At 68.0% G+C, this 25,795-nt stretch carries 23 protein-coding genes; 12 read left to right on the top strand and 11 right to left on the bottom strand.

The window, feature by feature from the left end:
• The first annotated feature begins 1 nt into the window (after nucleotide 1).
• Genes GK109_RS15050 through GK109_RS15035 form a run of 4 tightly spaced genes read left to right on the top strand, consistent with a single transcriptional unit; the run spans nucleotide 2 to nucleotide 5,492 of the window.
• Nucleotides 2-952 (top strand): carbohydrate ABC transporter permease, encoded by a 951-nt coding sequence (locus tag GK109_RS15050; RefSeq protein WP_370460619.1) that lies wholly within the window; start codon nucleotides 2-4, stop codon nucleotides 950-952.
• A 44-nt stretch (nucleotides 953-996) separates the two neighbouring features.
• Nucleotides 997-1,911 carry a carbohydrate ABC transporter permease gene (locus GK109_RS15045; protein WP_157242995.1) on the top strand — a complete coding sequence of 305 codons (915 nt, stop codon included), beginning with the start codon at nucleotides 997-999 and terminating at the stop codon, nucleotides 1,909-1,911.
• Nucleotides 1,912-1,947: 36 nt separating this feature from the next.
• Nucleotides 1,948-3,855 carry a glycoside hydrolase family 3 protein gene (locus GK109_RS15040; protein WP_157241507.1) on the top strand — a complete coding sequence of 636 codons (1,908 nt, stop codon included), beginning with the start codon at nucleotides 1,948-1,950 and terminating at the stop codon, nucleotides 3,853-3,855.
• Nucleotides 3,852-5,492, top strand: a complete 1,641-nt coding sequence (locus tag GK109_RS15035; protein ID WP_157241506.1) for a glucoamylase family protein — start codon at nucleotides 3,852-3,854, stop codon at nucleotides 5,490-5,492. Before GK109_RS15040 ends, GK109_RS15035 begins: the two co-directional genes overlap by 4 nt.
• A 99-nt stretch (nucleotides 5,493-5,591) precedes the next feature.
• On the opposite strand, the gene GK109_RS15030 is transcribed toward GK109_RS15035, so the two are convergent.
• The 5 genes from GK109_RS15030 to GK109_RS15010 form a co-directional block, all read right to left on the bottom strand.
• Nucleotides 5,592-7,664 (bottom strand): PhoX family phosphatase, encoded by a 2,073-nt coding sequence (locus GK109_RS15030; RefSeq protein ID WP_157241505.1) that lies wholly within the window; start codon nucleotides 7,662-7,664, stop codon nucleotides 5,592-5,594.
• Nucleotides 7,665-7,898: 234 nt separating this feature from the next.
• Nucleotides 7,899-8,903: an o-succinylbenzoate synthase gene (locus GK109_RS15025; RefSeq protein WP_197432477.1), complete on the bottom strand. Its 1,005-nt coding sequence runs from the start codon at nucleotides 8,901-8,903 to the stop codon at nucleotides 7,899-7,901.
• Between the two features lie 22 nt (nucleotides 8,904-8,925).
• Nucleotides 8,926-9,942, bottom strand: coding sequence for a magnesium and cobalt transport protein CorA (locus GK109_RS15020; protein ID WP_321214176.1), 1,017 nt, complete (start codon nucleotides 9,940-9,942; stop codon nucleotides 8,926-8,928).
• Nucleotides 9,943-10,014: 72 nt separating this feature from the next.
• Complete coding sequence (locus GK109_RS15015; RefSeq protein WP_370460618.1) at nucleotides 10,015-11,646, bottom strand: ABC transporter permease; 1,632 nt, start codon at nucleotides 11,644-11,646, stop codon at nucleotides 10,015-10,017.
• On the bottom strand, nucleotides 11,639-12,628 hold the full coding sequence (locus tag GK109_RS15010; protein WP_157241503.1) for an ABC transporter ATP-binding protein: 990 nt from the start codon (nucleotides 12,626-12,628) through the stop codon (nucleotides 11,639-11,641). The genes GK109_RS15015 and GK109_RS15010 overlap by 8 nt, the downstream gene beginning before the upstream one ends.
• Nucleotides 12,629-12,766: 138 nt before the next feature.
• Between GK109_RS15010 and GK109_RS15005 the strand changes: the two genes are divergently transcribed.
• From GK109_RS15005 to GK109_RS14980, 6 genes are all read left to right on the top strand, one after another.
• Complete coding sequence (locus GK109_RS15005) at nucleotides 12,767-13,108, top strand: helix-turn-helix transcriptional regulator (RefSeq protein WP_157241502.1); 342 nt, start codon at nucleotides 12,767-12,769, stop codon at nucleotides 13,106-13,108.
• 12 nt (nucleotides 13,109-13,120) lie between these two features.
• Entirely contained in the window at nucleotides 13,121-13,621 is a 501-nt protein-coding gene (locus tag GK109_RS15000) for an SRPBCC family protein (RefSeq protein ID WP_157241501.1), read from the top strand.
• Between the two features lie 129 nt (nucleotides 13,622-13,750).
• Nucleotides 13,751-14,293: a Chromate resistance protein ChrB gene (locus GK109_RS14995; protein ID WP_370460617.1), complete on the top strand. Its 543-nt coding sequence runs from the start codon at nucleotides 13,751-13,753 to the stop codon at nucleotides 14,291-14,293.
• Entirely contained in the window at nucleotides 14,290-15,474 is a 1,185-nt protein-coding gene (locus GK109_RS14990) for an MFS transporter (RefSeq protein WP_370460616.1), read from the top strand. Before GK109_RS14995 ends, GK109_RS14990 begins: the two co-directional genes overlap by 4 nt.
• 96 nt (nucleotides 15,475-15,570) lie before the next feature.
• Entirely contained in the window at nucleotides 15,571-16,476 is a 906-nt protein-coding gene (locus GK109_RS14985) for a phosphatase PAP2 family protein (RefSeq protein WP_157241500.1), read from the top strand.
• 306 nt (nucleotides 16,477-16,782) lie between these two features.
• On the top strand, nucleotides 16,783-17,493 hold the full coding sequence (locus GK109_RS14980; protein ID WP_157241499.1) for a response regulator transcription factor: 711 nt from the start codon (nucleotides 16,783-16,785) through the stop codon (nucleotides 17,491-17,493).
• On the opposite strand, the gene GK109_RS14975 is transcribed toward GK109_RS14980, so the two are convergent.
• Complete coding sequence (locus GK109_RS14975; RefSeq protein ID WP_157241498.1) at nucleotides 17,441-18,931, bottom strand: ATP-binding protein; 1,491 nt, start codon at nucleotides 18,929-18,931, stop codon at nucleotides 17,441-17,443. The genes GK109_RS14980 and GK109_RS14975 overlap by 53 nt on opposite strands.
• Before the next feature lie 203 nt (nucleotides 18,932-19,134).
• Here GK109_RS14975 and GK109_RS14970 point away from each other — a divergent pair, with 203 nt between their 5' ends.
• Complete coding sequence (locus GK109_RS14970; protein WP_157241497.1) at nucleotides 19,135-19,647, top strand: PepSY domain-containing protein; 513 nt, start codon at nucleotides 19,135-19,137, stop codon at nucleotides 19,645-19,647.
• A 201-nt stretch (nucleotides 19,648-19,848) separates the two neighbouring features.
• Here GK109_RS14970 and GK109_RS14965 read toward each other — a convergent pair whose 3' ends face one another.
• The 4 genes from GK109_RS14965 to GK109_RS14950 all read right to left on the bottom strand — a co-directional run bounded on the left by GK109_RS14965 (nucleotide 19,849) and on the right by GK109_RS14950 (nucleotide 23,343).
• Complete coding sequence (locus GK109_RS14965) at nucleotides 19,849-20,793, bottom strand: LssY C-terminal domain-containing protein (RefSeq protein WP_370460615.1); 945 nt, start codon at nucleotides 20,791-20,793, stop codon at nucleotides 19,849-19,851.
• Complete coding sequence (locus GK109_RS14960; protein ID WP_157241495.1) at nucleotides 20,790-21,494, bottom strand: triacylglycerol lipase; 705 nt, start codon at nucleotides 21,492-21,494, stop codon at nucleotides 20,790-20,792. The genes GK109_RS14965 and GK109_RS14960 overlap by 4 nt, the downstream gene beginning before the upstream one ends.
• A gap of 29 nt (nucleotides 21,495-21,523) precedes the next feature.
• Nucleotides 21,524-22,741, bottom strand: coding sequence for an MFS transporter (locus GK109_RS14955; RefSeq protein WP_157241494.1), 1,218 nt, complete (start codon nucleotides 22,739-22,741; stop codon nucleotides 21,524-21,526).
• 167 nt (nucleotides 22,742-22,908) lie between these two features.
• Nucleotides 22,909-23,343 carry a hypothetical protein gene (locus GK109_RS14950; RefSeq protein WP_157241493.1) on the bottom strand — a complete coding sequence of 145 codons (435 nt, stop codon included), beginning with the start codon at nucleotides 23,341-23,343 and terminating at the stop codon, nucleotides 22,909-22,911.
• A gap of 197 nt (nucleotides 23,344-23,540) precedes the next feature.
• Here GK109_RS14950 and GK109_RS14945 point away from each other — a divergent pair, with 197 nt between their 5' ends.
• On the top strand, nucleotides 23,541-23,885 hold the full coding sequence (locus GK109_RS14945; RefSeq protein WP_104998767.1) for a hypothetical protein: 345 nt from the start codon (nucleotides 23,541-23,543) through the stop codon (nucleotides 23,883-23,885).
• Here the strand turns inward: GK109_RS14945 and GK109_RS14940 are convergent.
• Nucleotides 23,807-25,753, bottom strand: coding sequence for a hypothetical protein (locus tag GK109_RS14940; protein WP_157241492.1), 1,947 nt, complete (start codon nucleotides 25,751-25,753; stop codon nucleotides 23,807-23,809). The genes GK109_RS14945 and GK109_RS14940 overlap by 79 nt on opposite strands.
• Nucleotides 25,754-25,795 lie beyond the last annotated feature (42 nt).

Raw genomic sequence — 25,795 nt, 5'->3', positions numbered from 1 at the left:
AGTGGCTGCAACCACCACCACGACGTCTGCCGGCACCTCACGGGGTGCCGGCAGGGGTCCGGCCAGGCCTGGCGGTTCGCGCCGGCGTCGCAACGCCGTGACGGCATGGCTGTTCGCTTTGCCTTTCGTCCTCATTTTCGGCGTGTTCATGCTGGGTCCGCTGGTGTCATCGTTCGTGATGTCCTTCACGGATTTCACCAGCCGCGACATCGAAAACCCGCTGTCCGTGGGATTCGTGGGGCTTGACCAGTACGCCGCACTGTTCCGGAACCCCCAGTTCCTGCACTCGGTCCTGAACACGGCTTACTTCGTGCTGGCCGGCATTCCCCTCACCACCGTCCTGGCCCTCGCCCTCGCAGTTGCCCTGAACAGCGGCATCACGCGCTTCCGCACCGCCTTCCGCGTGGGCTTCTACACCCCGGTGGTCACCAGCATCGTGGCCGTGGCCGTGGTGTGGCGGTTCATCCTCCAGCCTGACGGCCTGCTGAACGTGATCCTCGGATGGGTGGGCATCGCCGGTCCGGACTGGCTCAACAGCACCACCTGGTCCATGCCCGCCCTGATCATGCTTGCTGTCTGGCGCAACCTGGGCACGCTGATGATCATTTTCCTGGCCGGGCTCCAGGCCGTTCCGGGCGACATCCTCGAGGCGGCCCAGGTTGACGGAGCCAACGCCTGGCAGCGGTTCATGAAGATCACGCTGCCCATGCTGCGCCCCACCCTCCTCCTGGGCACAGTCCTTCTCTCGGTCGGATTCCTGCAGTTTTTCGAGGAGCCGTTCGTGATGACCAAGGGCGGGCCCCTGGACTCCACCCTCTCGGTCAGCTACTTCACCTTCAACCAGTTCGGGTTCGGTAAGTACGGGCTCGCCTCGGCCGCGAGCTATGTGCTCTTTATAGCCATTGCCCTGTTGAGCCTCATCCAATTCCGAGCCCTGCGATCCAAGGACTGAGCTCCATGACAATCCCGGAAACCGCACCCACCCCCACGGAAAAAATGCTGACAGAACGCAAAAAAGCCGAACGGACGACGGCGGGAGGCCCCCGGGTGCCGGCCGCCCCGCCCGGCCCGGCCCGCCGCCGTCGTACCGGCCGGCCGCCCGCACACCGGGCACTGACGTACGCAGTCCTCCTGGTCGCCGTCACTGCCACACTGCTGCCCTTCGCGTGGATGTTCCTTGGCGCCTTCAAGACCCAGGGAGAGCTGCTCCGCCGTCCCATCACCTGGTGGCCGGAACAGCCCACGCTGGAGAACTTCGTGGTCTGGTTCACCGAGCTGCAGATCGGCACTTTCTTCCTGAACAGCGTTGTGGTGGCCGTGTTCACCGTGCTCGGCAACTTGCTGTTTTGCTCCATGGTTGGCTACGCCTTGGCCAAGATGGACTTCCCGGGCAAGCGCTTCCTGTTCCTGCTGGTAATGGTCATGCTGATGGTCCCGGGCGTGGTGACGTTCGTCCCGCTGTTCGTCCTGATCAGCAAACTGGGGATGGTCAGCACCTATCCGGCCCTGATCCTGCCGTTCCTCGCGGCACCGATGGGTGTGTTCCTGATGCGGCAGTTCATCGCCGGGATCCCGGATTCCCTTATCGAGGCCGCACGGATCGACGGCGCCGGCGAACTGCGCACCTTCCTGCGGATCGTGATGCCGCTGTGCGGGCCGCCGCTGGCCACGCTCGGCATCCTGACCTTCCTCGGTTCGTGGAACAACTTCCTTTGGCCGCTGGTGGTGGCGCAGAGCGAGGAAATGTACACCCTGCCGGTGGCACTTTCCCTCTACTCCACGGGCCAGAACGCCACCGACTACGGGCTGCTCCTCGCCGGCTCGGTGCTGGTGATCACGCCCATCATCCTGCTTTTCGTCGCCCTCCAGCGGTACTTCATCCAGGGCGTTGCGGCCACCGGCATCAAATAGCCGCCCCTGCCCCCCCCACCTCCCCAGAAAGTCCCCATGACTGAAACCCAGAATCACCCGCGCCCCGGGACGCCCGTCGCCGACGGAAAAACGTTCCGGGACCTCAACGGCAACGGGATCATGGATCCCTTCGAAAATCCGGACCTCAGCCCGCAGGAGCGCGCCGCAGACCTGGTAGGCCGCCTCAGCCTCGAGGAAAAGGCCGGGCTGATGTTCCACACCGTCATCGAGACCGGTCCGCAAGGCACCCTGCTCGAGACCCCGGGCAATATCAGCAAATCGCCCACCAGCACGGTGATCCTGGGCAAGTTCATGAACCACTTCAATGTCCATGCGCTCGGCAGCGCCCGCGAGGCCGCCCGCTGGAGCAACGCCCTGCAGGAGCTGGCCGCGCAAACCCCGCACGGAATTCCCGTGACGATCTCCACAGACCCGCGCCACGCGTTCATCGAAAACTCCGGCGTTTCGTTCACGGCCGCCCATTTCTCGCAGTGGCCCGAGCCGATCGGCCTCGCGGCCGTGGGCAGCACAGACCTCATCCGCCGCTTCGCCGAGATCGCGCGCAAGGAATACACCGCCGTCGGGATCCGCGCGGCGCTGCACCCAACCGTTGACCTTGCCACCGAACCCCGATGGTGCCGGCAGGCCGGGACGTTCGGCCAGGACTCCGCGATCAGCGCAGCCTACGTGGTGGAGTACCTCCAGGGGTTCCAGGGCGAGGAGCTGGGACCGGACAGCGTCGCGTGCACCACCAAGCACTTCCCCGGCGGCGGTCCACAGGCCGACGGCGAGGACGCGCACTTCCCCTACGGCCGCGAGCAGGTCTACCCCGGCGGCCGCTTCGACGAGCACCTGGCTCCGTTCCGGGCGGCAATTGCCGAAAAGACCAGCGCCATCATGCCCTACTACGGAATGCCGGTCGGGGTTGAACTCGACGGCGAGCCGGTTGAGGAAGTCGGTTTCGGTTACAACAAGCAGATCATCACCAACCTCCTGCGGGAAAAACTCGGCTATGACGGCGTGGTCCTCAGCGACTGGGAACTGGTCAATGACAACATCGTGGGCGACCAGGTGCTCCCGGCGCGGGCCTGGGGCGTTGAGGAGCTCACCGCGCCCGAACGCATGCTGAAGATCCTCAACGCCGGCGTGGACCAGTTCGGCGGCGAGGAGTGCACCGACCTGCTGATCGGGCTGGTCCGCGACGGCCTGGTCAGCGAGGAGCGCCTCGACGAGTCCGCGCGCCGGCTGCTGCTGGTCAAGTTCCAGCTGGGCCTGTTCGACAACCCGTTCGTGGATGAGGACGCAGCAGACGCCATTGTGGGGAACGCCGAGTTCCGGCGTGAGGGCCACCGGGCGCAGTCCCGGTCCGTCACCGTGCTGACCAACGGGACGTCCGACGCCGGGCCGGTCCTGCCGCTGTCCGGCTCACCGGCGGTGTACGTGGAAGGAATGGATCCCGCAAGCCTCGACGGCTTCGGGACCGCGGTGCAGGATCCCGCCGAGGCGGACGTTGCCCTGATCCGGCTGCACTCGCCCTGGGACCACCGCGACGACCTGTTCCTGGAGCAGCATTTCCACGCCGGAAGCCTGGATTTCCCGCCGGGCCTCATCTCCCGGCTCCGCACCCTGGCCGAAAAGGTTCCGCTGGTCATCGACGTGCGGCTGGACCGGCCTGCCATCCTCACGCCCCTGGCCGGCTTCGCCACAGCATTGGTGGGCACCTTCGGGGTCTCGGACGGGGCTCTCCTGGACGCCCTGTTCGGACGCATCGGGCCCAGGGGCCGCCTGCCGTTCGAAATCCCCCGGTCCATGGACGCCGTGCGTGCTTCCCGTCCGGACGTACCGGGCGACACCCCAGATCCACTCTTCCCGTTCGGGCATGGCCTGGCCCTGCCCGAACCGGCCGCCGCAACAACCATGGAAACGCCAGGAGACACACTATGAGCCGCAACCTTGGACCAAACCCAAGCATCTCCACCGCCACGCGTCGCCAGCTTCTTGCGGGAGCGGCCGCGTTCGCTGTGACGGGCCTCGCTGCGGCATCCGCGACTCCGGGCCATGCCGCCCGGTCCGCCTCACCCGCTGCATCCGGGCTGGGAGCGCCGCTGTCCCGGGCGCGGAACAAAGAGGGCATCGACCGGAAAACCATCAACCGCTGGGCGCACGACACGTGGCAGTCCCTGGTTGCCATGACGGATCCCGAAACAGGCCTGCCGGCAGACTACATTGGCGAGTCCACGACCGCTCCGAAGCGCAGCCGCTTCACGTCGCCCACCAATATCGGCGGCTACATGTGGAGCACCGTGGTGGCCCGCGAGCTGAACATCATCAGCGCGAGCGAGTGCCGGGAACGGCTGACGCGCACCCTCACCACGCTGGCCGGGCTCAAGCACCATGAGCCCAGCGGCATGCTCTACAACTGGTACGACGAGGCCACCGGCGAGGTCATCACCATCTGGCCGGAGAACGGGAACCCCGTGGCGCCATTCATGTCCAGCGTCGACAATGGCTGGTTCGCTGCCGCCCTCATGGTGGTTCGCAACGCCGAGCCGAAGGTGGCCGGCTTGGCGAACACCATCCTTGGCAGGATGGACTTCGGGATCTTCTACAACAAGGACGCCCGGGCGGGTGTGGCGGCTGGCCTGCTGCGGGGCGGGTTCTACGACGTCAAACCGACGGTGGAAACTGTCCAGGGCAACTACCTCGGCAAGGGCCCCGACGTCTTCTACACGATGAACCACTACGACATCACCAACTCCGAGCCGCGCATCGCCACGTACATCGGGATAGCCTTGGGCCAGATTCCGCCGTCCCACTACTTCGCCACCATGCGCGTCTTCCCCGACACCTGCGACTGGTCCTGGCAGGAACAGAAGCCCGTCGGCGAACACCGGACCTACATGGGCATCGACGTCTTCGAAGGCGCCTACACGTACCGCGGAATGCGGATCGTCCCGAGCTGGGGAGGCGACATGTTTGAGGCTCTGATGCCCGACCTGTTCGTCCCCGAAGCCACCTGGGCGCCGAAGGCCTGGGGCATCAACCACCCCCTGACCGTGCGGGCGCAGCGCGAATTCGGCTTGGACGAGGCCCAGTACGGATACTGGGGCTTCTCCCCGGCCAGCCACCCCAACGGCGGGTACTCCGAATGGGGCGTGGACATCCTGGGCATGAGCAGCGACGGCTACCCGTCCGACGTCGAACGCACCAGCGTTGACGTGGGCTTTGAGGGCTGCCGGCCGGCCACCAACCCGACGCCGGCCTGGGGCGACGGCGTGGTCACTCCGCACGCGGCGTTCCTCGCCATGGAGTACGAGCCCCAAGAGGCATACGACAACCTCGTGAAGATCGAGAACGACCTCGGCGCCTACGGCCAGGGCGGATTCTTCGATGCCGTGGCCGTGAAGTCCGGAACCATCGCCCGGCGGTACCTCTCGCTGGACCAGGCCATGGTGTTGGGTGCGATCGGCAACGTATTCGGTAACGACGTGATCCGCCGCAACTTCGTCCAGGGCGAGGTGGAGGCGGTCATCAAGCCGCTCATCGCCGACGAGGAGTTCGGCGCGGGCCTGATCGGCTAAAAGCGCTCTCTCACTTAACGTCGCTTAAACCCAAGCGCTCTCTCACCTTTCGGCCCGGACGGGGCGAAAGGTGAGAGAGCGCCTCACATCGGGCGGGGATCAGGCGTCGGTGCGGAACACCTGGACCACGGACGGGCGGGGTGCGCGCACCTGGCCGGGAGCCGGCGTCGTGCCTTCCGCGACGTAGTCCGGGAAGAAGGAAACCTGCGTCTCGAACGTGCCGTCCTCGCCCGGGTGCTGCACGGCGACGAACACGCTGCGCTCCTCATCGTGGATGACGGGGCCACAGGTCTCGGCGTCGCGCGGAACAGCCAGGAACTGCTCTACCTTGCCGCGCTCCGCGCCTTCCAGAGTGACCTTGAAGAGCCCGTCCGCGCGGCCGATGCCGGAGGGGGCGCCGTCGGTGGAGATCCAGAGGTTGCCCACGGAGTCGAACGCGAGGTTGTCCGGGCAGGAGATGGGCGAGACCTGGTCCACCGGGAAGCCGGAGAAGTAGGTGACGTCGCCCTGCTTGGGATCGCCGCAGACCATGAGCAGGTTCCAGGTGAAGGTGGTGGAGGTCTGGTCGCCGGTCTCGGTGATTTCCACGATGTGGCCGTCGCGGTTCTGGTTGCGCGGGTTGACCTCGGTGGCGCCTTCGTTCGTTCCGGTGCCGCGGTTGGAGTTGTTGGTGCACGCCACGTAGACCTTGCCGGTGTGGAGGCTGGGCTGCACGTCTTCGCAGCGGTCCATCTTGGTGGGGCCAACCTTGTCGGCCGCGAGGCGGGTGTAGACCAGGACCTCTTCGACGGTCATGCCCGCAACAGCGGACTTGCCGTCCACCACCAGCGGCAGCCACTGGCCGATGCCGTCGAACGCACCGTCGGCGGGGACTGCCCCGGTGCCGGTGATTTCAGCGGCCGGTGAGTTGCCGGTGAACTTGGCGACGTACAGGTTGCCGGCGGAGAGCAGCGTCATGTTGTGCTTGCGGTCGCCCTCAATGTACTTGTCCTTGGAAACGAACTTGTACAGGTAGTCGAAGCGCTCGTCGTCGCCGGAGTAGGCCACCACGTGGCCGGACTCGGCGATGATGACGTTGGCGCCCTCGTGCTTGAAGCGGCCCAGGGCGGAGTGCTTCTTCGGGGTGGAGGTGGGGTCGAACGGGTCGACTTCCACGATCCAGCCGAAGCGGTTGGCCTCGTTCTCGTAGCCGGGCTTGCGGGTGTCCCAGCGGTCCTCGTCCAGTTCCCACTTGCGGGCGGTTGGCTTGCTGGTGATGCCGTAGCGCTTGTCTCCGGCGGAAGTGCCGTTGCCGACGAAGTAGCCCTGGAAGTTTTCCTCACCGGAGAGGATGGTGCCCCAAGGGGTGGTTCCGCCGGAGCAGTTGCCCAGGGTGCCCTTGATGAAGCGGCCGTCCTTGTCCTCAACGGTCTTGACCAGTGCCGATCCGGCAACGGGGCCGGTCAGTTCGTAGACCGTGCTGTTCAGGTAGCGGCGGTTCAGTGCCGCGCCCTTGACGTAGGTCCACGGCTGGTTCTTGTTGTGGCGCTCCAGCTCCACCACGGTCAGCCCGTGCGCGGCTGCTCCCACTTTGCGCTGCTGCTCGGCCGGCATGGCGGGAGGGAACATGATGGCGTCGTTGGTGTACTCGTGGTTGGAGAACAGAACGGCGCGGCGGCCCTTGCTGCCCGGAATCTCAAGGATGTCCGTGTAGTCGTTGTTGTACCCGAACTGCTTTTCCTGGGCTGCAACCGTCTGGTTGTTCAGGTCCAGCTCCGGCGCGTCGTTGAAGATGGGGTCTCCCCAGCGGATGACCGGCTTCCAGGTGAAGCCTTCCGGCACGGTGACAGCGTCCACCATCGCATCAATCGAGGGAATGGCGGTGAACTGCAGCTTGGACGCGCCGAAGCCTTCCTTCGCGGCCTTGGAGAGGCCGGCGGCCTGTGCGGAGTCCGGCGAGGTGACGGCGCTGCCGAGGACGACGGCGAGGGCACCGGCGGCGCCAAAGCCCAGGGCGGCGCGGCGGGACATGGTGGCGGAGGCGATGTCGCGGAAGTAGCTGTTGGAGCTGGTGTTGCAGACGTCGCCTGCGCAGGCGTTGTCGCACTTCAGGGCGCAGGTGACGGCGCTGCGCTTGCCCTTGGTGTGGCCGAGCATCGGCAGCAGGGTGAACTTGCGGGCAGTTTCAGACATGGTTGCCTTCCAAAAAATCGATGCGGTGCCCTCACCCTGCCAGCCGGTTCCTACGGGGAGCCGTCAGCGAGGTGAACCGGAGGTAAACCCGCCGGTAACCCCTGATGACCTGCGCATATGCGAGAGGGTCGGCCCAAAAGGCACGTTAAGTGCGAGAGGGTCGGCCCAAAAGGCACGTTAAGTGAGAGAGGGTCGGCCCAAAAGGCACGTTAAGTGAGAGAGCGTCGGGGTGGGCTAGTGGGCGGCCAGGAGCGCGTGGACGCGGCGGAGCCGGTCCAGCCACCAGTCCCGCCGTTCCGCGGAAGCCGCGTACCGCTCCAGCAGCCCGGCGTCGGCGGCGACGTCACGCAGGCGGATGGCGCCGTCGTCGGCCACTAACGGATCCCGGGTGATGTCCGATTCGAACAGGGACACCGTCCCCAGACCGCACGCATACGGCAGGTCCGGCAGCGCTGCCGCCAGGGCCAGTCCCGCGCGGATTCCCACCGAGGTGTCCAGGGCGGAACTGACGACGGCGGGCAGCCCGGCCTGTGCCACGATGTCCAGGGCGCGCCGCACTCCCCCGAGCGGTGCCACCTTGACCACGATCAGGTCCGCCGCGCCGGCGCGGGCAACCCGCAGGGGGTCGGATTCCTTGCGGACGCTTTCGTCGGCCGCGATCAGCACCGGCGTTCCTGCCTCGCGCAGGGCTCGCCGCACCTCCGCCAGGCCCTCAACCGTGGGCACCGGCTGCTCGGCGTATTCAAGCCCGACGCCGGCCAGCCGGGTGAGTGCCTCGACGGCGGCCGGAACGTCCCAGCCGCCGTTGGCGTCGACGCGGACGGCGGCGTCCGGGAGGGCGGAGCGGACGGCGGCGAGGCGGGCGGCGTCGTCGTCCAGCGTTTGTCCCTGCTCGGCCACCTTGACCTTGACGGCGTCCACCCGGCCGAAGCGTGCCAGGACGTCCGGCACGCGGTCCGCGGGTACGGCGGGAACCGTGGCGTTGACGGGGATCGCGGACCGCAGCGGGGCGGGGAAGCCATGCCAGCCGGCTTCGACGGCGGCGGCGAGCCAGCGGGAGGCCTCGGCGTCGCCGTACTCGGGGAACGGGCAGAACTCGCCCCAGCCGGCGGGGCCGTGCAGCAGCAGGGACTCGCGCTCCATGATGCCGCGGAACTTGACCCGCATGGGCAGGCTCACGACGTGCGCGCCGGCCAGGAGTTCCTCGAACGGGGGCACGGTGGGCAGCGGCGTGGGCATGGACCCACTGTACAAGCGGGGGCTAGATCCACCTGTTGTGGCGGAAGGTCCCGTAGAGCGCCAGCCCCATGGCAATCATCAGGCCAAGGGCGAACGGGTAGCCGAACACCCAGTCGAGCTCCGGCATGGAGCGGAAGTTCATGCCGTAGATGGTTCCCACCAGCGTGGGCGCAAACAGGATGGCCGCCCAGGAGGAAATCCGCTTGACCTGCTCGCTCTGGGCAATGCTGGATTCCGTGAGGCGGCGCATCTCGTCGTTCTGCCGCTGGGCCACGAGCGCGGCGTTCACGGCCAGTGCGTTCTGCAGCAGCACACGGAAGGATGCCACGCGTTCATTGAGCCGGAGCACATGGTCCAGCACGTCGCGGAAGTGGTCCTGGAGTTCCGGATCGGGCTCCCGCTCCGGCGTCCCGGCCATGAGCACCTGCAGGATCCCTGCCAGCGGGCTGGTGGCGCGCTGGAACATGATGACCTGGCGGGAAAGCTCGTAGATGCGCCGGGAAACCTCCGGGTCCGCCCCGAAGAGGTCGTCCTCGATCTCGTCAATGTCGTTTTCAAGCCCCGCCGCCACGGGTTCGTACTCGTCCACCACCTGGTCCAGGATGCCGTAAAGGACCGCATCCGGGCCCAGGGCCAGGAACTCCGGCATGGCCTCCATCCGCCGGCGCACTTTGGCCAGGTCCGGGGATTCGGCATGCCGCACGGTCACTACGTAGTCGGCGCCGACAAAGACGTGGATCTCGCCGAAGTCCACCTTCTCCACATCATCCAGGTAGCGGGCCGGCCGCAGCACCAGGAAGACGCACTCGCCGTAATGCTCCAGTTTGGCGCGTTGGTGGCCGGCCAGGGCGTCCTCGACGGCGAGCGCGCTGAGGTCGAATTCCTCGGCCACCGACTGAAGTTCCGCGGGGTCCGGCCGGTAGAGGCCGATCCACGCCATCCCCTCGCGCTGGCGGAGCACGAAGTAGGTTTCGTCCAGGCTGCCCGGATCCTCCGTCCGCAGCCCGTCGACGTATACGGCGTTGTCGATGATGGTCACGGCTGGCCTCCTTTGTGTCTGCGTCCTCCTCCGGCAGGTGCACGGCGGTGGTGTCAGGAACCGTCCCCGCCGTCAGGCTGTCCCGGTTTCGCGGCGCCGCATCGCTGCCGCGGCCACGGCGGCCGTGGCCACGGCAATGGCCAGCATCCACCACGCTCCGCTCCAGTCCGTCGTCGAACCACCGGGAACAGGGGTGTGGGTGAACGGCGAGAGGTCGCGGATGGCCTGGTCCAGCCCCAGCATCCCGCCAAAGATGCCCAGCACCACGCCCGCGCCCAGGAATGCCCAGCTGGCAGCGATGGTTGCCGATGGCCACAGGACGAACACCAGCGCCGGGACGGCAAGGTAGATGAACGCCGCGGGAAGCTGGGCTGCGGCGGTCTCCCAGATGGCGCCGGCGTCCATCGAGTCCTCGCCGGCTGCCGCCAGCGAGGCCCAGGCCCCGAACGCCGTCAGGAACATCACCAGGACCACCGAGGCCGCGCCAAGCAGGAGGTAGCCGGCCAGCCAGCGCATCCGGCTGACGGGGGTGGCGAGGAGGAGTTCGGCCGTGCCGGCAGCTTCCTCCTGCCGCATCCTGATGATGGCCTGCAGCGCGCAGGCGGCTGCCAGGATCCCGGCGACCGAAAACATGGCTGACACCATCAGCTGGGTCAGGGACACACCCTGCGCCTGGATCATGGCCCGCAGGGCGGATGTGACACTGCTGTTGACAGTGTCCGCGGCGGCGATGGCGCTGCCGATGGACCCGGCCAGCAGCCCCATCGCCAGCCCGCCGATGCTCCAGCCGATGATCGACCCTGCCTGCAGCCGCAGCGCCAGGGCCGCAGGGCTGTTCAACCCGGGGCGGGCAGCAGCACGGCCGGGAAGCGCGCCCCACACGCTCGCGCCGCTGTCGCGCCGGTTCAGGATGAGCCAGACCGCACCCCCGCAGGCGACGGCGAGCGCCAGCGGCAGGAGCAGCGGCCACCACCGGTCGCCGGTGTACGCGAACGTCTGCTGGCCCCAGCCGATCGGGGAAAACCAACTGGCGGGCCCCGCTGTGACCACCGTCCCGCCCGGGTCCGGCGTTCCGGTGGCGTCCCCGATGCCCCTCAGGATGTACGCCAGGACAACGAGCGCCGCGGAGAACCCGTTGGCGCCGCGGGATGTGGCCATCAGCTGGGCCACCAGCAGGCCTATGCCCAGGAAGGCCAGCCCGACGGCGCCCGTGGCGGCTCCCGCAACCAGGGCACCTGTGGGATCAAGCCCCGCCGCCGTGAAGCCGGCGAACACCGCGAGCGCCACGAGGACGTTGGCAGCGGTCCCGTGCAGGATCGTCGCAGCCGCGGGAGTCAGGCGCCCGGCGGGGGTGGATGCCACCAGTTCCGCGGCGCCGGTTTCCTCGTCGGCCCGGGCGTGCCGGACAGCGAGGAAGGTGCTCATCAGGCCTGCCAGCAGTGCGAGGAAGGAGTAGATCTGGAAGAAGGTGAAGGCGCCGACGCCCGCCCCGCGCGCCAGGCCGCGGAGCATCAGGATCGCGGGTGTGGCAACCGCTATCTGCAGGAGCTCCGCCCGGCTGGATTCGTCGCCGTAGGTCTGTTGGATCGCCGTTGCCGAGAACAGGGCGAGGGCGCCGATGCCCAGCACCCAGATGGCCAGCTGCCAGCGGTCACGCCGCAGCCGCTGGCTCCACAGGATCCGGAGCTCGCGCACCTCAGCCACGGCCCCTCGCGCCGAGCAGGTGCCGCCGCCGGGCGTGCTGGGCAGGCCCGTTCTCCGCAGTCTCCGCGTTGGCCTGCACCGAGGTGTCACCATAGTGGCGCAGGAACAGCTCCTCCAGGGACGGCGGCGTGATGGTCAGCCCCTGGACGCCCAGGGCTCCCAGGGCCGGAAGCACCTCCGCAATCCGGTCCGAGTCGGCACCAAACCTGACCCTGCCGCCGTCGGCCGTCAGGTCATGCACAGCGCCCAGCTGAGCCAGGGAACCGGTGTCCAGCCCGTCCGCCGCGAAGGAAACCTCCGTGCGCGTGAGGTGGCGCAGCGAGTCCAGCGTGCCGCCGTCCACGATCCTGCCGGCGCGGATGATGCTGACGCGGTGGCATAGCACTTCCACCTCGGAGAGGATGTGGCTGGACAGGAGCACCGTTGCACCGCGTCCGACGGCGGCCAGCGCCTCCCGCCGGAACACCGCCTCCATGAGCGGGTCAAGGCCGCTCGTGGGCTCGTCAAAGAGGTAGAGCTCGGCGTCCGTCACCAGGGCCGCGATCAGTGCCACCTTCTGGCGGTTGCCCTTGGAGTAGGCGCGGCCCTTCTTTCCCGGGTCGAAGTCGAACGCTTCACAGAGACGGTCCTTGCGCTCCCGGTAGCTGCGGGAGTCGGAGGTGCCGCCGCGGAGGCGGGAGAGGAGGTCGATGGTCTCGCCGCCGGACAGGTTGGGCCAGAGCCGGACGTCGCCGGGGACATAGGCGAGGCGGCGGTGCAGCTCTACCGACTGTGTCCACGGGTCGAGGCCCAGGACGGAGGCCGTGCCGGAGGTGGCCTTGGCCAGGCCCAGCAGGACGCGGAGGGTGGTTGACTTGCCCGCACCGTTGGGGCCAAGGAACCCGTGGATCTCGCCGCGCTGGACCTCCAGGTTGAGTTCGTCGAGGGCCCGCACCCGGCCAAAATGCTTGTGCAATTCAACAGTGTGGATGATGGCTTCCATAGTCCGGACACTACTCAGATTCATCCGTTTGTGAAGGGCCGAAAGTCGGCCCTTGGAGGGTGCCGCGCAGCCCTTCCAGTGGCCCTTTCAGCTGCGCAGCCCTTCCAATCCATATCCATATGGATATATAATCGCGGCATGGCACGGGCGGCAACAACAGCGGACGCGTTCAACGCGGTGGCGGAACCCCGCCGGCGCGAAATCCTGGACGCCCTGGCCGCCGGCGAACGGCCGGTCAGCGAGATCGTTGACCTGCTCGGCCTGGCCCAGCCGCACGTGTCCCGGCACCTGCGGGTCCTTCGCGAGGTGGGCGCCGTCGTGGTCCGCGACGAAGGGCGGCAGCGGGTGTACCGGCTGAACCCGCAGGCGCTGAAGCCTATCCACGATTGGGTTTCGGGCTACCAGCATCTCTGGAACGAGCGCTTCGAGCTGCTCGATGACGTTCTCGAGGATCTTCAACAGGAAGACACGCAAGAATAAGGGAGCAGGGCAATGGCACCAACAAACACCTTGGACATCAGCTTCCCCACCGACGAGGAAATCCTCATCACGCGCACGGTCAACGCACCCCGGCATCTCGTCTACAAGGCCTGGACCACGCCGGAACTGGTCAGGAGGTGGTGGCCCGGCCGGCGCGGCGGGATGACCGTGGCGGACATGGACTTCCGTGTGGGCGGGGCCTGGCGGTACGTCATGGTGACGCACGGCGAATTCGAGGTGGCCTTCCACGGGACGTACCGGGAGATCGTCCCGAACGAGCGGATCGTCCACACCGAGGTGATGGAGACGCCGGGAACGCGGACGGACAGCGAGGAGGGTGCCGTGGTCACCACGGTCACCTTTGAGGAGGCCGACGGCGGCGCGACCGTGGTGCGCATCCGCACCAACGCGGGCAGCAAGGAAGTCCGGGACATGATCGCGCAGTCCGGCATGGAGGGCGGCGTGCGGGAACAGTTCGAGATCATCGAGGAGCTGGCGGCTGCGCTCGGCTGACCCCCGCCCCTTCCCAACTAGGTAGCGCTAAGTGTCGTTCTGGAGCGTCAAAACGACACTTAGCGCTACCTACTTGGGAGGGAGGCAACCCGCACTCCTGATCCTGTAACAGTTGTTACACTTCATGGTGTGACTTCCCTTGAACAAGCGCCCTGGCTGGTGATGCTCGTGCAGGTACCCTCGGAGCCTTCGCGGCACCGGGTGGCGGTCTGGCGTGAACTCCGGCGCTTCGGCGCGGTCCCCGTCGGGCAGGGCGCCTGGACGGCGCCCGACGTGCCCGCCTGCCGCGAAGGCGCGAAGAAGGCCAAGGAGCTGGCCGCCGCCGGAAACGGCGAGGTGCTCCTGCTCACCACCGCGCCGGCCGACGACGACGCCGCCAGGCTGCGTGAACTCTTCACCGCTGCACGCGCGGAGGAGTGGGCGGAATTCGTTGCCGACTGCGGCAAGTTCACCGACGAGATCGCGAAGGAAATCGCCAAGCGGAAGTTCACGCTGGCCGAGCTTGAGGAGGAGGAGCAGAGCCTGGACCGGCTGCGCCGCTGGTTCCGCGCCCTCCGGACCAAGGACGTCTTCGGCAGCCCGGCTTCGGCGGGTGCCGAGCGGAAGCTCGGTGACTGCGCCACAGCCCTGGACGGTTTTGCCGCCCTCGTCTACGGCGAGGTGCACTCGTGACCGCCGCCCGCACCGCTGCAGCCAAGGCCGCCAGCGTCTCCGCGCCCCTCTACGCCGCCGGGTTCGTGACGGCATTCGGCGCCCACAGCATCGCGGCGGGCCTGGGCGCGCACAGCGGGAACATCGGCCTGACGCTGCTTAACCTGGGCATCCTCCTCGCCCTGTACGACGTTTCCGAGGTCTTCCTCAAGCCGGTCTTCGGCGCCCTGAGCGACAGGATCGGCGCCAAACCCGTCATCGTCGGCGGGCTGCTCGCTTTTGCCGCACTGTCCCTGATCGGGCTCTGGGCGGCGGACCCGCTGATGCTGGCCCTGGCGCGGCTCGGCCAGGGCGCGGCGGCATCCGCGTTCTCGCCGGCGTCGTCCGCCATGGTGGCCCGGCTCGCACGGGGCGGAAATGCGGGCACCTACTTCGGCAGGTACGGGTCGTGGAAAAGCCTGGGCTACATCATCGGGCCGCTGCTGGGCGCGGGCCTGATCTGGGCCGGCGGCTTCGCCCTGCTTTTCGGCACCCTGTCCGTGCTCGCGGCAGCCACGGCAGTCTGGGTCCTGCTGGCCGTGCCGCACCTTGAACCCCTGCCCCGCCAGCGGTACACCGTGCTGGACCTCGCACGGCAGGTGGGCGAGCGGCGCTTCCTCGTTCCCACGCTGGTCCTGGCGGCATCGACGGCGGCGCTCGGAGCCGCCGTCGGATTCCTCCCGGCGCTGGCCACGAGGCACGGCCTGGACGCCGTCGCCGGCACCGCCGCTGTCAGCCTCCTGGCGCTCGGGTCCGTCCTGACCCAGCCGCGGGTCGGCCGGCTGCGGGACCGGAACCGCATCACCGACAACAAGGGCACGACGGCGGGGCTCCTCCTCATCGCGGCGGGTGTCGGCGTGCTCGCGGCCGCCCCGGGCCCGGTCACCATCTTCCTTGCCGCTGCGGCAATCGGGGTCGGCGTTGGGGCGGCCACGCCGCTGGGTTTCGCGCACCTGGCGGACACCACCCCGCCCGAGCGCATGGGCCGCACCATGGGCTCCGCCGAACTCGGGCGCGAACTCGGCGACGCCGGCGGGCCGCTGCTGGTAGGGGGCGTGGCCACGCTGACCGCCCTGCCCTTCGGACTCGGCGCCCTCGCGCTGTTGATAGCAGCGGCCAGCCTCCCCCGCCTCGCCCCGGCCGGCCCGCCCCCGCCCAACTAGGTAGCGCCAAGTGTCGTTATGAACCCTGAAAACGACACTTGGCGCTACCTAGTTGGGTGACGCCGGCTTCCAGCTTTCTGTGACACCCTTAAACCGATGACTTTCCAACGGCAGGCACCCAGCAGGACACCGGCCCGACCCGCGCCGGGGTCGGGCTTCCTGTTCGTGCTTGCCACCCTGGCCTGCGTGGCCGGACTGATCGCCACCTACTACTACTTCGTGCAGACCACCACCGGCCAGTTCATCGATGAGTCGGCGCTGGTGGAGGCCGTGGGCATCCACGGCCCGGCGGGCAAGGCGAGCACACGGTTCCTGGACCTGCTGCCCACCATCTCACTGGTGATGGCCGCCGTCGTGGTTTTGTTTGTCACGGTGATCCGTAAGCACTGGACGGAGGCCGGGATCGCCGTGGCCGCGTGCGTCGGGGCGAACATCGCCACCCAGATGCTGAAGGACCTGCTCCCGGCCCGTCCGGACAAGGGTGTGGTGACGCTGGAGCTGAACTCGCTGCCGTCCGGGCACACCACGCTGGCGGCGTCGGCTGCGGCCGCGGTCTTCCTCATGGCCTCCCCCCGGTGGCGTCCGATGGCCGGTTTCGTGGGCGGCACCTTCGCCATCGCCTCAGGGGTCTCCACGCTGATCAACCAGTGGCACCGGCCTGCTGACGTGGTGGCCGCGTTCCTGCTGGTGGGCGCGTTCATGATTCCGGCGGGGTGGCTCATCATGCGGCGCGGGTCCTGGAATGAGTGGGACGGGTTCGGCAGGCACATCGGCTCGGCACGGCTCTGGCTGACGCTGCCGGTTGCGATCGGGCTGGTGTCCGCGGCGGTGGCGGTGTACTCGCTGGCCCGCATCGCGCCCGGCCCCTGGCAGGAGGCCAGCACCACGAACTATTTCTGGGCCGGGATTGCGCTGATCGTGATCGCCGGGTACCTGGCCACCGTCGCCACCACCTCACTGTTCGCGTATGCCGCACGACGGCGGGACCCGCCAGGGCGCTGACGGTCGCCTCTGACCCCCGCTGGGTGAATGTTGACCGTTTCTTGAGGAATTTCCGGCCCCTTTTTTGATACAGCCCGTGAATACTTGCTGGTGCTTGGCCGGGGATTTCGACCACATTGGTGCTCTTTGACCCCGCCCATCGGTCTCCTGGCGTCGTTTTGAAGTGGGCGCCGCCAGGTATCCCGCGTCCCGGCGCCGTATGCCCCCCAAGGCGGCGCCGGGACTTCCGGCCGCCTACCCCGTGCCGAGTGTGGTGCAGCCCAACGGGGTCAGGGATACTGTCGGTATGAACCGGGAGGCGCGGTCATGAGGGTCCTGATCGTCGACGACGAAGTGGTGCTGGCCGAAACGGTTCGGCGCGGGCTGCGCAATGAAGGGTTCGTCGTGGACCTCGCACACGACGGCGTCAGCGGCCTGCGGGCTGCAGTGGAGAACCCCTATGACGTGATCCTGCTGGACCTGATGCTGCCCCTGAAGAACGGCTACGACGTACTCAGGGGAATCCGGGAACACCGGATCTGGACGCCGGTCCTGATGCTGACGGCAAAAGACGGTGAGTACGACCAGACCGACGCCTTCGATCTTGGCGCGGACGACTACCTTACAAAGCCCTTCAGCTTCCTGGTGCTGGTGGCCCGCATCCGGGCCCTGGCACGCCGCGGCGCCCCCGAGCGGCCTGTGGTCCTCGCCCTCGGAAGCCTGAACCTGGATTCCGTGAGCCGCAGTGTCCGCCGCGGAGACACCCCCATCGGGCTCACCGCCAAGGAATACGCGCTGCTGTACTACCTGATGCGCCGGCACGGCCAGGTGGTGTCCAAGTCCGAAATCCTGGACAACGTCTGGGGTTCCGACTTCGAGGGAGGGGGCAACGTCGTCGAGGTGTACATGGGCTACCTGAGGCGGAAAATCGATACGCCTTTCGGGCTGCACACCCTGACCACCATCCGGGGAATGGGGTACATGCTCACCCCCGACCGCCCTGCCGCAGCGGTTTCCCCGGCCCTTTCAGCGGAGTGAGCGGCTGGGCCAAGGCCTTCTCGGCGGACTCAACCCTGGTGGCCTGGGCGGGAAATGCCAGCTCGAACCGGCAGCCGCCGTCGGGAGCTTCCGTGCACAGGATCCGGCCGCCGTGGGCGCTGACGATCGCGGACGTGATGGCCAAACCCAGGCCGCTGCCGCCGCTTTCGCGCGACCGGCTTTCGTCAAGCCGGACAAAGCGTTCAAAGATCCGCTCTCGTTCGGCAACGGGCACCGGCGGGCCGTCGTCATCGATGGTGAGCAGCACGCCGTCCGGCGAGTTGCGCACCTGGATGCCGATCCGGGCCCGCGCGTACCGCTCCGCGTTGTCCAGGACATTCCTGATGGCCCGGCCGAGGCTCCGGACATCACCGGTGATCCGGGCCGGTTCAAGCCTGGCCTCGATCTCGTGCCTGCTGGTGCAGCGCAGGCGGCGGACTTCGTCGTTGAGGACGTCGTCCAGGTCCACGTCCGCCGCCTCCAGGCGCAGGCCCTGGTCATCGGCCTTGGCCAGGGTCAGCAGGTCCTGGACCAGGTAGCGCATCCGGGCCGTTTCCCCGGCCACAACCTCCTTGGTCTCCTCCCACATGGCCCCGGACGGATCGGCAGCTGCGATCTCCACCGCGGCGCTGAGGGTTGCCAGCGGGCTGCGCAGTTCGTGGCTCGCATCGGAAACGAAGCGCCGCTGTTCCCGGTCCGAGGCCTCCAGCCGGTCCAGCATCATGTTCATCGTCTGCGCCAAGGCCTGGATCTCGTCGGACGTCCGGGGCACCCCCACCCGGCCGTCCAGGCTCCGGGCGTTAATGCCCGCAACCTGGTCGCGGATCTGCTCAACCTGCCGCAGTGACCGTCCCACGAGGATCCAGACCCCGAAGCCCACACCTGCCAGGAGGAGTGGCGCGGCGCCAAGGATGAACCATGCCACGGTGGCCACGGTCTCCGCCTGCACTGTTACCGTGGCGGCAACGGCTACGGTGTACACCTTCCCGTCCTCGCCGACGCCCGTGGCCGCAACGAGCAGGTCATCATCGAACAGGCTCTGCTGCACGGAGACATTCTCGAACAGCGTTTGTTTGGCTTCCGGCCGCAGCGCCGTAATGGGCCTGGTAGCCGCGGCGGGGACCGACGCCGCCAGGACAGCTCCGTTGGGGTCCAGGATCTGGATGTACTGGCCCGGACGCGCCGCAGACCTGACGTAGTTGGCCGCTTCCTCGAGGTCCTGTTCCGCGATGTGGGCCACCACATCCTCGGCTTGGAGCCGGGTGAGCCTTTCGGTGGACGCCAGCAGGGCCCTCTGCAGCAGCAGCAGGAGAATCAGTCCGCCGACGAGCATCGCGGCCGCCACAAAGGCGACCGCCGTAGCCGTTGCCCGCTTGCGCACCCCCCAGCGTCGGGTGCGCGTTTTCCCGAAGCGGGGGCGCCGCTTTTCGGCATCCATGAACCAAGGATGCGTCCCGCTGCCGCCTGTGACAAACCCTCCCGGCAACTGTTTTTGATTCCCTTGTCCAGGCTGTGCCCCTGCTGAGGCAAACTGAGCCCTGGCTGAGATTTGCCCGGCGAAATTTGTGGGCGCAGAAGCCTTGGCAGCACACTGGTTTTATCGATCAGGATCTGCTGGGGGCCACACAACAGGAGACCGTCATGGGCCGGAAAATTCTATTGATCACAGGCGTTGCTGCCGCGGCAGCCGCCATCACCGGAGCGTCCGTCGCCACTGCCGGCACCGCCCCGGGCGACGACCAGCCGTTGACCGGAAGCGCCCTGCAGCAGGCCAGCGATGCGGCCATTGCCCGCACGGGTCCCGGCACCGTTATCAGCGCCGAGACTGACAACGACCCCAATACTTCCTACGAAGTGAACGTTCAGTTGAACAACGGCAACCGGGTGGAAGTGGAACTCGACAGCTCGTTCCGGGTGGTCTCGGAGGGCCGGGACGACGATTCAGGGCAGCCGCTGAGCGCTGCAGACCGCGACAGGGCAGGACAAGCCGCACTGGCGAACGTGGGCAAGGGCCGGATCGGGGACGTCGAAAGGGAGAATGAAGGCGGCGCCGCCTACGAGGCGGAAATCATTCTTGACGACGGCTCCGAAGTTGACGTTGAACTGGGAGCAGACTTCCAGGTCCTGCGCACGGGCGCGCCTGAACGCGACTGATCCGCGGGCCAGGCAAAGCGTGCCGGGCGGGGAGGCGTCAGATGAGGATACCGCCGAGGATTCACTTCCTCGCCCTGGCAATGGACAGCGGGTTCCTGGCCGCGGGCTTGCTGGCCGGGCCCGAGGCCACAGGTACTGCCCTCATCCTGGTTTCGATTGGACTCGGAGCGTATGCGAGGTTCGGGCGCCCCGCACCTGCAGTCAGGCGGAAACACCCGGCCGGCCCGGCTCGTACAGGTCAATGATCGGCAGATGCCCGTCGGTGCGGATGGCATCGCCGCCGCCGTTGCGGTGGTGGTAGCCGCTGGAGTAGTTGAGGATGACGTGCACGGACTGCACGGCCTCGGCTGCCTGCAGCGTGGCGATGATGAAGTCGCGTTCCTCGTCCGTACGGTCGGCAATTTTGTGCGTGATCTGGAACGTGAACAGGGACAGTCCCACGCTCCTGTCGTACGTGCCGGCCCCCACCCAGTCCACGGACAGGCCTCCGGGCAGCATCCAACCGGGCGGGCACTTCCAGAACCGGACATGGTGCCGCTTGCGCGGGTTCCCGTCGATCTCGCGCTGGAACGCCAGGTCCTGCCTGTTGCCGAAGACGTACAGGGAACTTACCGGGGCGGCGGGATAGCTGCGGCCCAGGACGGTGGACACCAGGGTGTGCCAGGCGGTCGCCGGGGTGATGGGATCCGCCTCCACCCAGCCGGCGGAAAGCATGGCCCGCCGCAGCTCTTCCTCCGTCCCCACTACGGCGAGATTGACGGGATCGCCCAGCACGCCGTCGCCCGTCCTTGCCCGGCCGATGAAGTAGTCCGGGATGTACAGGCTGCTCAGGATCTTGTGGACGCGCGGCAGCAGCGCATAGGCCAGGATCAGCCAGACGGGCAGGAACACCCACGCCTGCTCAGGGCCGCGGGAAAGCCTGGCGAGCAGGAAAAAGTACACCGCCCAGCCGACGGCGACGGTGACCGCCAGGTACAGCAGCCGCTGCAGCACCGCCAGGACTGTGGCCCACCTGCTCTGCCGGCGCTCCACGGCGCTGCTGGAACGGGAGTGGTCAGGTTCGTCCGGAACCGCCCGCGCGGACCCCGCGTCGGAGGACCCCATATGCGGGTCCCCGACATCCGGATTTTCCAGCCCGGGGGTCACGGCTCGTCGAGGTTCAGCTGCTCAACGATGATCCGCGCCGTCTCAGGATCACCCAAAATCCGGAAGTGCCCTGCGGTGGGCAGCTCGATGTTGGTGGCGCCCGGAAGGACGCTGCCCTCCGGAATGTGCGGATCGAACGGGCCGTAGATGGACGTGATCCGGCTGTTGATCGCCTCTTCGCGGGCCAGTTCGAGGGTCAGGGGGTGCCGGGGCGAAAAGATGCGCAGGCTCGGCAGCAGCATGTACCTGGCATAGCGCGAACCGGAGAACGGCGTGCACACCGTGACCATCCTGTCGATCCGCTGCTCAGGGTCCAGCGTCAGCATGGCGTACTTTCCGATCAGGCCGCCCTTGCTGTGCGCCACGATCGCGGCGTCCCGCAGCCCCGCTTCCTCCAGGTGCTGCGCCACCATCCGGGCCGCCGCGGGGACGTCCAGCTGGTTCCGCTGCAGCACCGTGACCACGTGGACGGGATGGCCGGCGTCGTGGATGGACTGGATGAGCGGCATCATGAACTGCCAGTTTTCGTATACACCCGGGATGATCAGCACCGGCCGCCGGTGGCCTTGGTGGAAGGACCCGGGCTGGACGCGCGAGAACATGCCGCGGACCTGCCATCCCGCGGCATATAGGTAGTCCTGCAGCCACCAGACACCTTTTTGCAGCGCACTGATCCTCATGGGCGTGCCCGGTTCACTCATCTGTCGAGGATATCCCGCGCTCCCGCCGGTCAGTAGTTGCGGCGGTGCTTCAGGCGCGGAATCACGACGGCGAACACGGCCGCCGCCGCGAACCCCAGTATGCCGGTGGCTGAGATCCCCGCGCCAAGGGTGGCAAGGGCAGTCACCCCGGAGAGCAGCACGGGCCCGGCGGTGGAGCCTGCGTCGGCCATGAACCGCCACAGCCCCAGGAACTGCCCGCGGCCCCGATCCGGCGAGAAGTCGGCGCCCAGCGTCATCACCAGTCCCGAACTGATGCCGTTGCCGAACCCGATCAGCAGCGCCGCCAGCAGCAGCCCCGCAAAGGAACCGGTCAGCGGAATCACCAGCAGGGCCGCGCCCATCAGCAGCGTGGACGGGACGGCGACGAACTGCCGGCCCTTCCGGTCCATGAGCTTGCCGGCGGGATAGAACACCAGCATGTCGATCGCGCCGGAGAGCCCGTAGATCAGTGAAGCTGAGGTGGCATCCAGGCCCAGGTTGTCCGCCCACAGCGGGATGACCACCTGCCGGGAGGAGCGGAGGGCGCTGAGCAGCAGGATCCCCACCCCCAGCGAAAGGAACACGCCTGCGTGGGACGCCGCAACGCTCCGGAGGGTGGGCTCCGGACCCTTGTGGCCGCCGTCGGGCCCTGGCGCAACGGCCAGGTCCGGGATGGTGAGGGACAGCAGCGCGGCTCCCGCCATGGCCACCACGCCCACCCAGTAGGCACCGCTGATCCCGGCGAACTGCATCACCGCCGCGCCCAGGAACGGGCCGATGAACACGCCGATGCGGTTCACCCCGCCCAGCGTGGAGAGCGCCCGGGCCCGGAATTCCACGGGCACGGCCTCGGTGAGGTACTTCTGCCGGGCCAGGCCGAACACGGCCCCGGACATCCCGACGACGGCCATCGCCACTGCGAGCAGCCACAGCCCGTTGGGGACCACGGACGTCAGCCCGGCCGCCGCGAGCGCGAGCCCGGCGGCGACGGCGGCAGCCACGATGGACCAGCGCTCACCGAACTTGAGGGTCACCAGGGAGGCGGGCAGGTTGAAGAACCAGGACCCCACGCCGATCAGCGTGACGACCAGGGCCGCGACGGCCACCGAAGCGCCGAGATCGCGGGCGGAGAGGGCCACCACGGGCAGGATGGCTCCCGTGCCGATCCCGTAGAGCAGCGTGGGCCCGAAAGCAGCCACCGCCATGCCGCGCAGGCTGAAGGGCTGGGGGTCGTCCGGGGAAGTCATCAGATTTATCCTATGGCCGCGCCCGGCACGCCCCTTTCCCCGGCACGCCGCCGGCCTGCGCACCGAGGGCAGGGCTCAGTGCGCAGGGACTGTCCGTGCGCACCGAACCCGGGCCTCGGTGCGCAGCGCGGTACAACGCCAAGCCGGCTATCCCCAGCGCCGGGAGACTACTGGCGGGCCCGCTCTCCGAAGCCTGCCAGCGACCTGAACATGGCCACGATTTCCACCACCATGCCGATGATGGAGCCCACGATGCCCAGCACCAGCAGGACCCGCACCACCACGGGCCAGCCGGACCAGCTGTCCCCAAAGTCGAAGGGAAAGACCTCCAGCATCCGGAGGGTAGCCGCAAGCCCGATGCCCAGGACCGCCAGGTTCCCCAGGGCCATGACGCCCCGGTTGCGGATCACCACGAAGATGAGGTTGGCGATGATGCCCGCGGTCAGGGACGCGTTGATCATTCCGAGCACACGTTCCATGTCCGCCGTCAGGAAGGGCACAACCTTCCAGCCCGGCCAGATATTGATCCCCCACAGCAGCACGGCGTTAACCAGCACGGAGCCAATGTTGCCGCCGCGGGTGGTCACGGTCTTGTCCGCCATAGTGACTCCCAAAGCGAGTGGACGGCCGGAATGATTGGGCGCGCCGCCTGCCAACATCGTTCCCACGGGAAACCCCGGCCGGAAGTGCCAAAAGGCCCGTAAATGTAGCAATTCGGGGGTCACAAATGCCCCGCGGAGGAGTAGCGTTCGCTTTATGGGGCGCTGTTCCGCGCCCATGCCAACGGGGAGGTCATTCGATGGGTGAAGTGTGGATCCGCACGCTCGGCAACGGGCTGGTCCGGGCAGACAGAGTCACCGAAATTTCATCCACGAGGGGGTCCTTGCACGAGGACCAGGGGTATTCACTGAAAGTCATCGTGGACGGCAAGGGCCATGTGCTGATTGACGACGCCGACCTGCAGGGCACGCTGGCGGAGCGGCTGGAGTACGCCCGGCACGTGGAGGACGCCCTGCTGCTCGCCATGGACGAGGCACGGGACAGCGACGCCGCCGTCGTCATTTCCTATGAGCCCGAGCGCGAGCGCTGGTCCGCCGCACCGGTCACGGTGTTAGCCGGAAGGCTTGCCGAACCGGTGGGCTGAGCCTGTTGCCTTTCGCCGCGGACGACGCCGGGCGGCGGCTGGGGTGCCGCCCGCTGCGGTGTGGCAGCCGCTTGCGCCTGCACGGGTTCACCGGTCCGCGCCGGCAGGCCCGTTATGCTCGTGCGCGTGAAGCAGAGCGCCCAGAGCGCAACCACCAGCACCACCACGGCCACCCAGGGCAGGTCCGGCCACGCCAGCATGAACGGCACGGCCACGGCCACCCCCGTCACGATCAGCAAATACCACGTGACGTACCACCAGGGGTTGGCCGGCAGGTTCCGCGTGGGATCGCTGGACTGCCGGAAGGACGGCTTGCGCAGCCGCTGCAGCCGGTCGTGCAGCACTCCCCACACCGGCCCGTTCAGGAGTCCCACCAGCACGCCGGCGAACACGGCGGTTGTCACGGCCAGCACGCCCAGGTCCTGCCAGTGCGCCCAGTGGTAGGTCGGGCCGGAGCACAGCCAGGCGGACCACCAGGGATCCCCGGCGGCGCCGGGCGGGCCGCACTGGACCAGGTTCCGCGTCCAGTCCAGGGAACCGAGCCACGCCAGCGCAGCAGGAGCGCTCAAAGCTGAGGTGATGACGGCGAGAAGCCGCGTCACGCCCAGGCTCTTCACCATGACGCGGTGCGGGCGGAGCCGCCGGTCGCCGTCGAGCATCCTGAACGCCAGCCCGGCAGTGTCCGGTGGCGGCGGGTCCAGGACCAGCCGCGCCAGCGGATCCAGCACCTCAACGCGGTTCTTGGAGTAGACAATGTGGTCGTAGATCAGGGCGGACCTGTTGTACACGGGATGTTCCTCGGGGCCCGGACCGCCGTCGCCCCCGGTGTCCCGGGCGTAGATCTTGCCGAAGACCGGCAGCGGGCCGTTGGCGTGCGTGGAGATGGGCCCGGCGGGCACAAAGTCGAACTTCCCCCACACGTTGATCCACCGGGGGCGACGGGGGTTGGCCAGCCAGTCCGTCACCGGGTCCTCCCCCGTCCCGCCGCCCCACTGCGCGTAGCCCAGCAGGTCCAGCCCGCTGCCCACGCTGACAAAGTTGGTGGCGCGGGCCTGGTTCTGGAACAGGACCTGCCCGGTGATCGCCGCGCCCTGGCTGTGCGCCACCACGGTCACCTCCGTGCCCGGGCTGTGGTCCCAGCGCTGGAGCGTGTCCACCACCCGCTGCCGCATGGCCGCGGCCTGCAGTGGCTTGCGCTTCCACACCTGGGGATCGCCCAGGAAGTCCGCGAACAGGGACACGAGCCTCCCCACCCACCGGCCCGGCCCCGGAATCCACGCCAGGATGATGATCAGCAGCAGCACCACCAGCACCGCAAGCAGGATGAAGAACCCGGCGAACGCGGCCAGCGACGTGAGGACCAGCTGCCGCAGCCAGGCGCCGAGCCACCCGATGTCCTTCCGCCGGCCGGGATGGAGGTTCCACTTGATCAGCTGCACGGACCGCATGTACACGCGCAGGGCCGTGCGCAGCGCCCACGAGTAGGTTGAAGCGGCCGACGCCGGCTCGAAGTCCCTGCCCCAGGACGCCTCGGTCATGAGCACAGTCAGGTAGTCCGGTTCGTGGCCGTCCACGCCGCGGAGGACCTTGACCAGCACCTCCGGCGCGTCGCCCACCGCGTTGGCCTTGGTGATCACCAGGTGCGGATGCGCGGTGCCCGGCACCATGTCCAGGGAGAGATCGTGCAGGCTCAGCATCAGCGGCTGGGCCCACTCCTGCAGGGTGCCGCCCTTGAGGGCCCGCCCCATGCCGTGGACGAACACCACCACGTGGTCCGGCCGGCCCGGTTGCCCGGGGCGCCCGGGCCCGTTCGCGGCCTCCACGCCCTCGGCGGCGCCATGGCCGCCACGGCTTGCGCGCTTGTCCATGGCTAAATGATCCACCCGCGCCAACTGGCGGGGGAAGGGAAA

The sequence above is a fragment of the Pseudarthrobacter sp. GA104 genome (assembly GCF_009741265.1).
Lineage (GTDB): Bacteria > Actinomycetota > Actinomycetes > Actinomycetales > Micrococcaceae > Arthrobacter.
The sequence above is the reverse complement of the archived record's forward strand: the minus strand, read 5'-3'. Positions and strand labels throughout refer to the sequence as shown.

Excerpts from the sequence above, each read along its gene's own strand:
- GK109_RS15025 (WP_197432477.1), bottom strand. The coding sequence starts at position 8,903 with ATGCCCACGCCGCTGCCCACCGTGCCCCCGTTCGAGGAACTCCTGGCC.
- GK109_RS15005 (WP_157241502.1), top strand. The coding sequence starts at position 12,767 with ATGGCACGGGCGGCAACAACAGCGGACGCGTTCAACGCGGTGGCGGAA.
- GK109_RS14970 (WP_157241497.1), top strand. The coding sequence starts at position 19,135 with ATGGGCCGGAAAATTCTATTGATCACAGGCGTTGCTGCCGCGGCAGCC.
- GK109_RS14945 (WP_104998767.1), top strand. The coding sequence starts at position 23,541 with ATGGGTGAAGTGTGGATCCGCACGCTCGGCAACGGGCTGGTCCGGGCA.
- GK109_RS15040 (WP_157241507.1), top strand. The coding sequence starts at position 1,948 with ATGACTGAAACCCAGAATCACCCGCGCCCCGGGACGCCCGTCGCCGAC.
- GK109_RS14985 (WP_157241500.1), top strand. The coding sequence starts at position 15,571 with ATGACTTTCCAACGGCAGGCACCCAGCAGGACACCGGCCCGACCCGCG.
- GK109_RS15035 (WP_157241506.1), top strand. The coding sequence starts at position 3,852 with ATGAGCCGCAACCTTGGACCAAACCCAAGCATCTCCACCGCCACGCGT.
- GK109_RS14940 (WP_157241492.1), bottom strand. The coding sequence starts at position 25,753 with ATGGACAAGCGCGCAAGCCGTGGCGGCCATGGCGCCGCCGAGGGCGTG.
- GK109_RS14955 (WP_157241494.1), bottom strand. The coding sequence starts at position 22,741 with ATGACTTCCCCGGACGACCCCCAGCCCTTCAGCCTGCGCGGCATGGCG.
- GK109_RS14975 (WP_157241498.1), bottom strand. The coding sequence starts at position 18,931 with ATGGATGCCGAAAAGCGGCGCCCCCGCTTCGGGAAAACGCGCACCCGA.
- GK109_RS14950 (WP_157241493.1), bottom strand. The coding sequence starts at position 23,343 with ATGGCGGACAAGACCGTGACCACCCGCGGCGGCAACATTGGCTCCGTG.
- GK109_RS15030 (WP_157241505.1), bottom strand. The coding sequence starts at position 7,664 with ATGTCTGAAACTGCCCGCAAGTTCACCCTGCTGCCGATGCTCGGCCAC.
- GK109_RS15010 (WP_157241503.1), bottom strand. The coding sequence starts at position 12,628 with ATGGAAGCCATCATCCACACTGTTGAATTGCACAAGCATTTTGGCCGG.
- GK109_RS14960 (WP_157241495.1), bottom strand. The coding sequence starts at position 21,494 with ATGAGTGAACCGGGCACGCCCATGAGGATCAGTGCGCTGCAAAAAGGT.
- GK109_RS14980 (WP_157241499.1), top strand. The coding sequence starts at position 16,783 with ATGAGGGTCCTGATCGTCGACGACGAAGTGGTGCTGGCCGAAACGGTT.
- GK109_RS15000 (WP_157241501.1), top strand. The coding sequence starts at position 13,121 with ATGGCACCAACAAACACCTTGGACATCAGCTTCCCCACCGACGAGGAA.
- GK109_RS15045 (WP_157242995.1), top strand. The coding sequence starts at position 997 with ATGCTGACAGAACGCAAAAAAGCCGAACGGACGACGGCGGGAGGCCCC.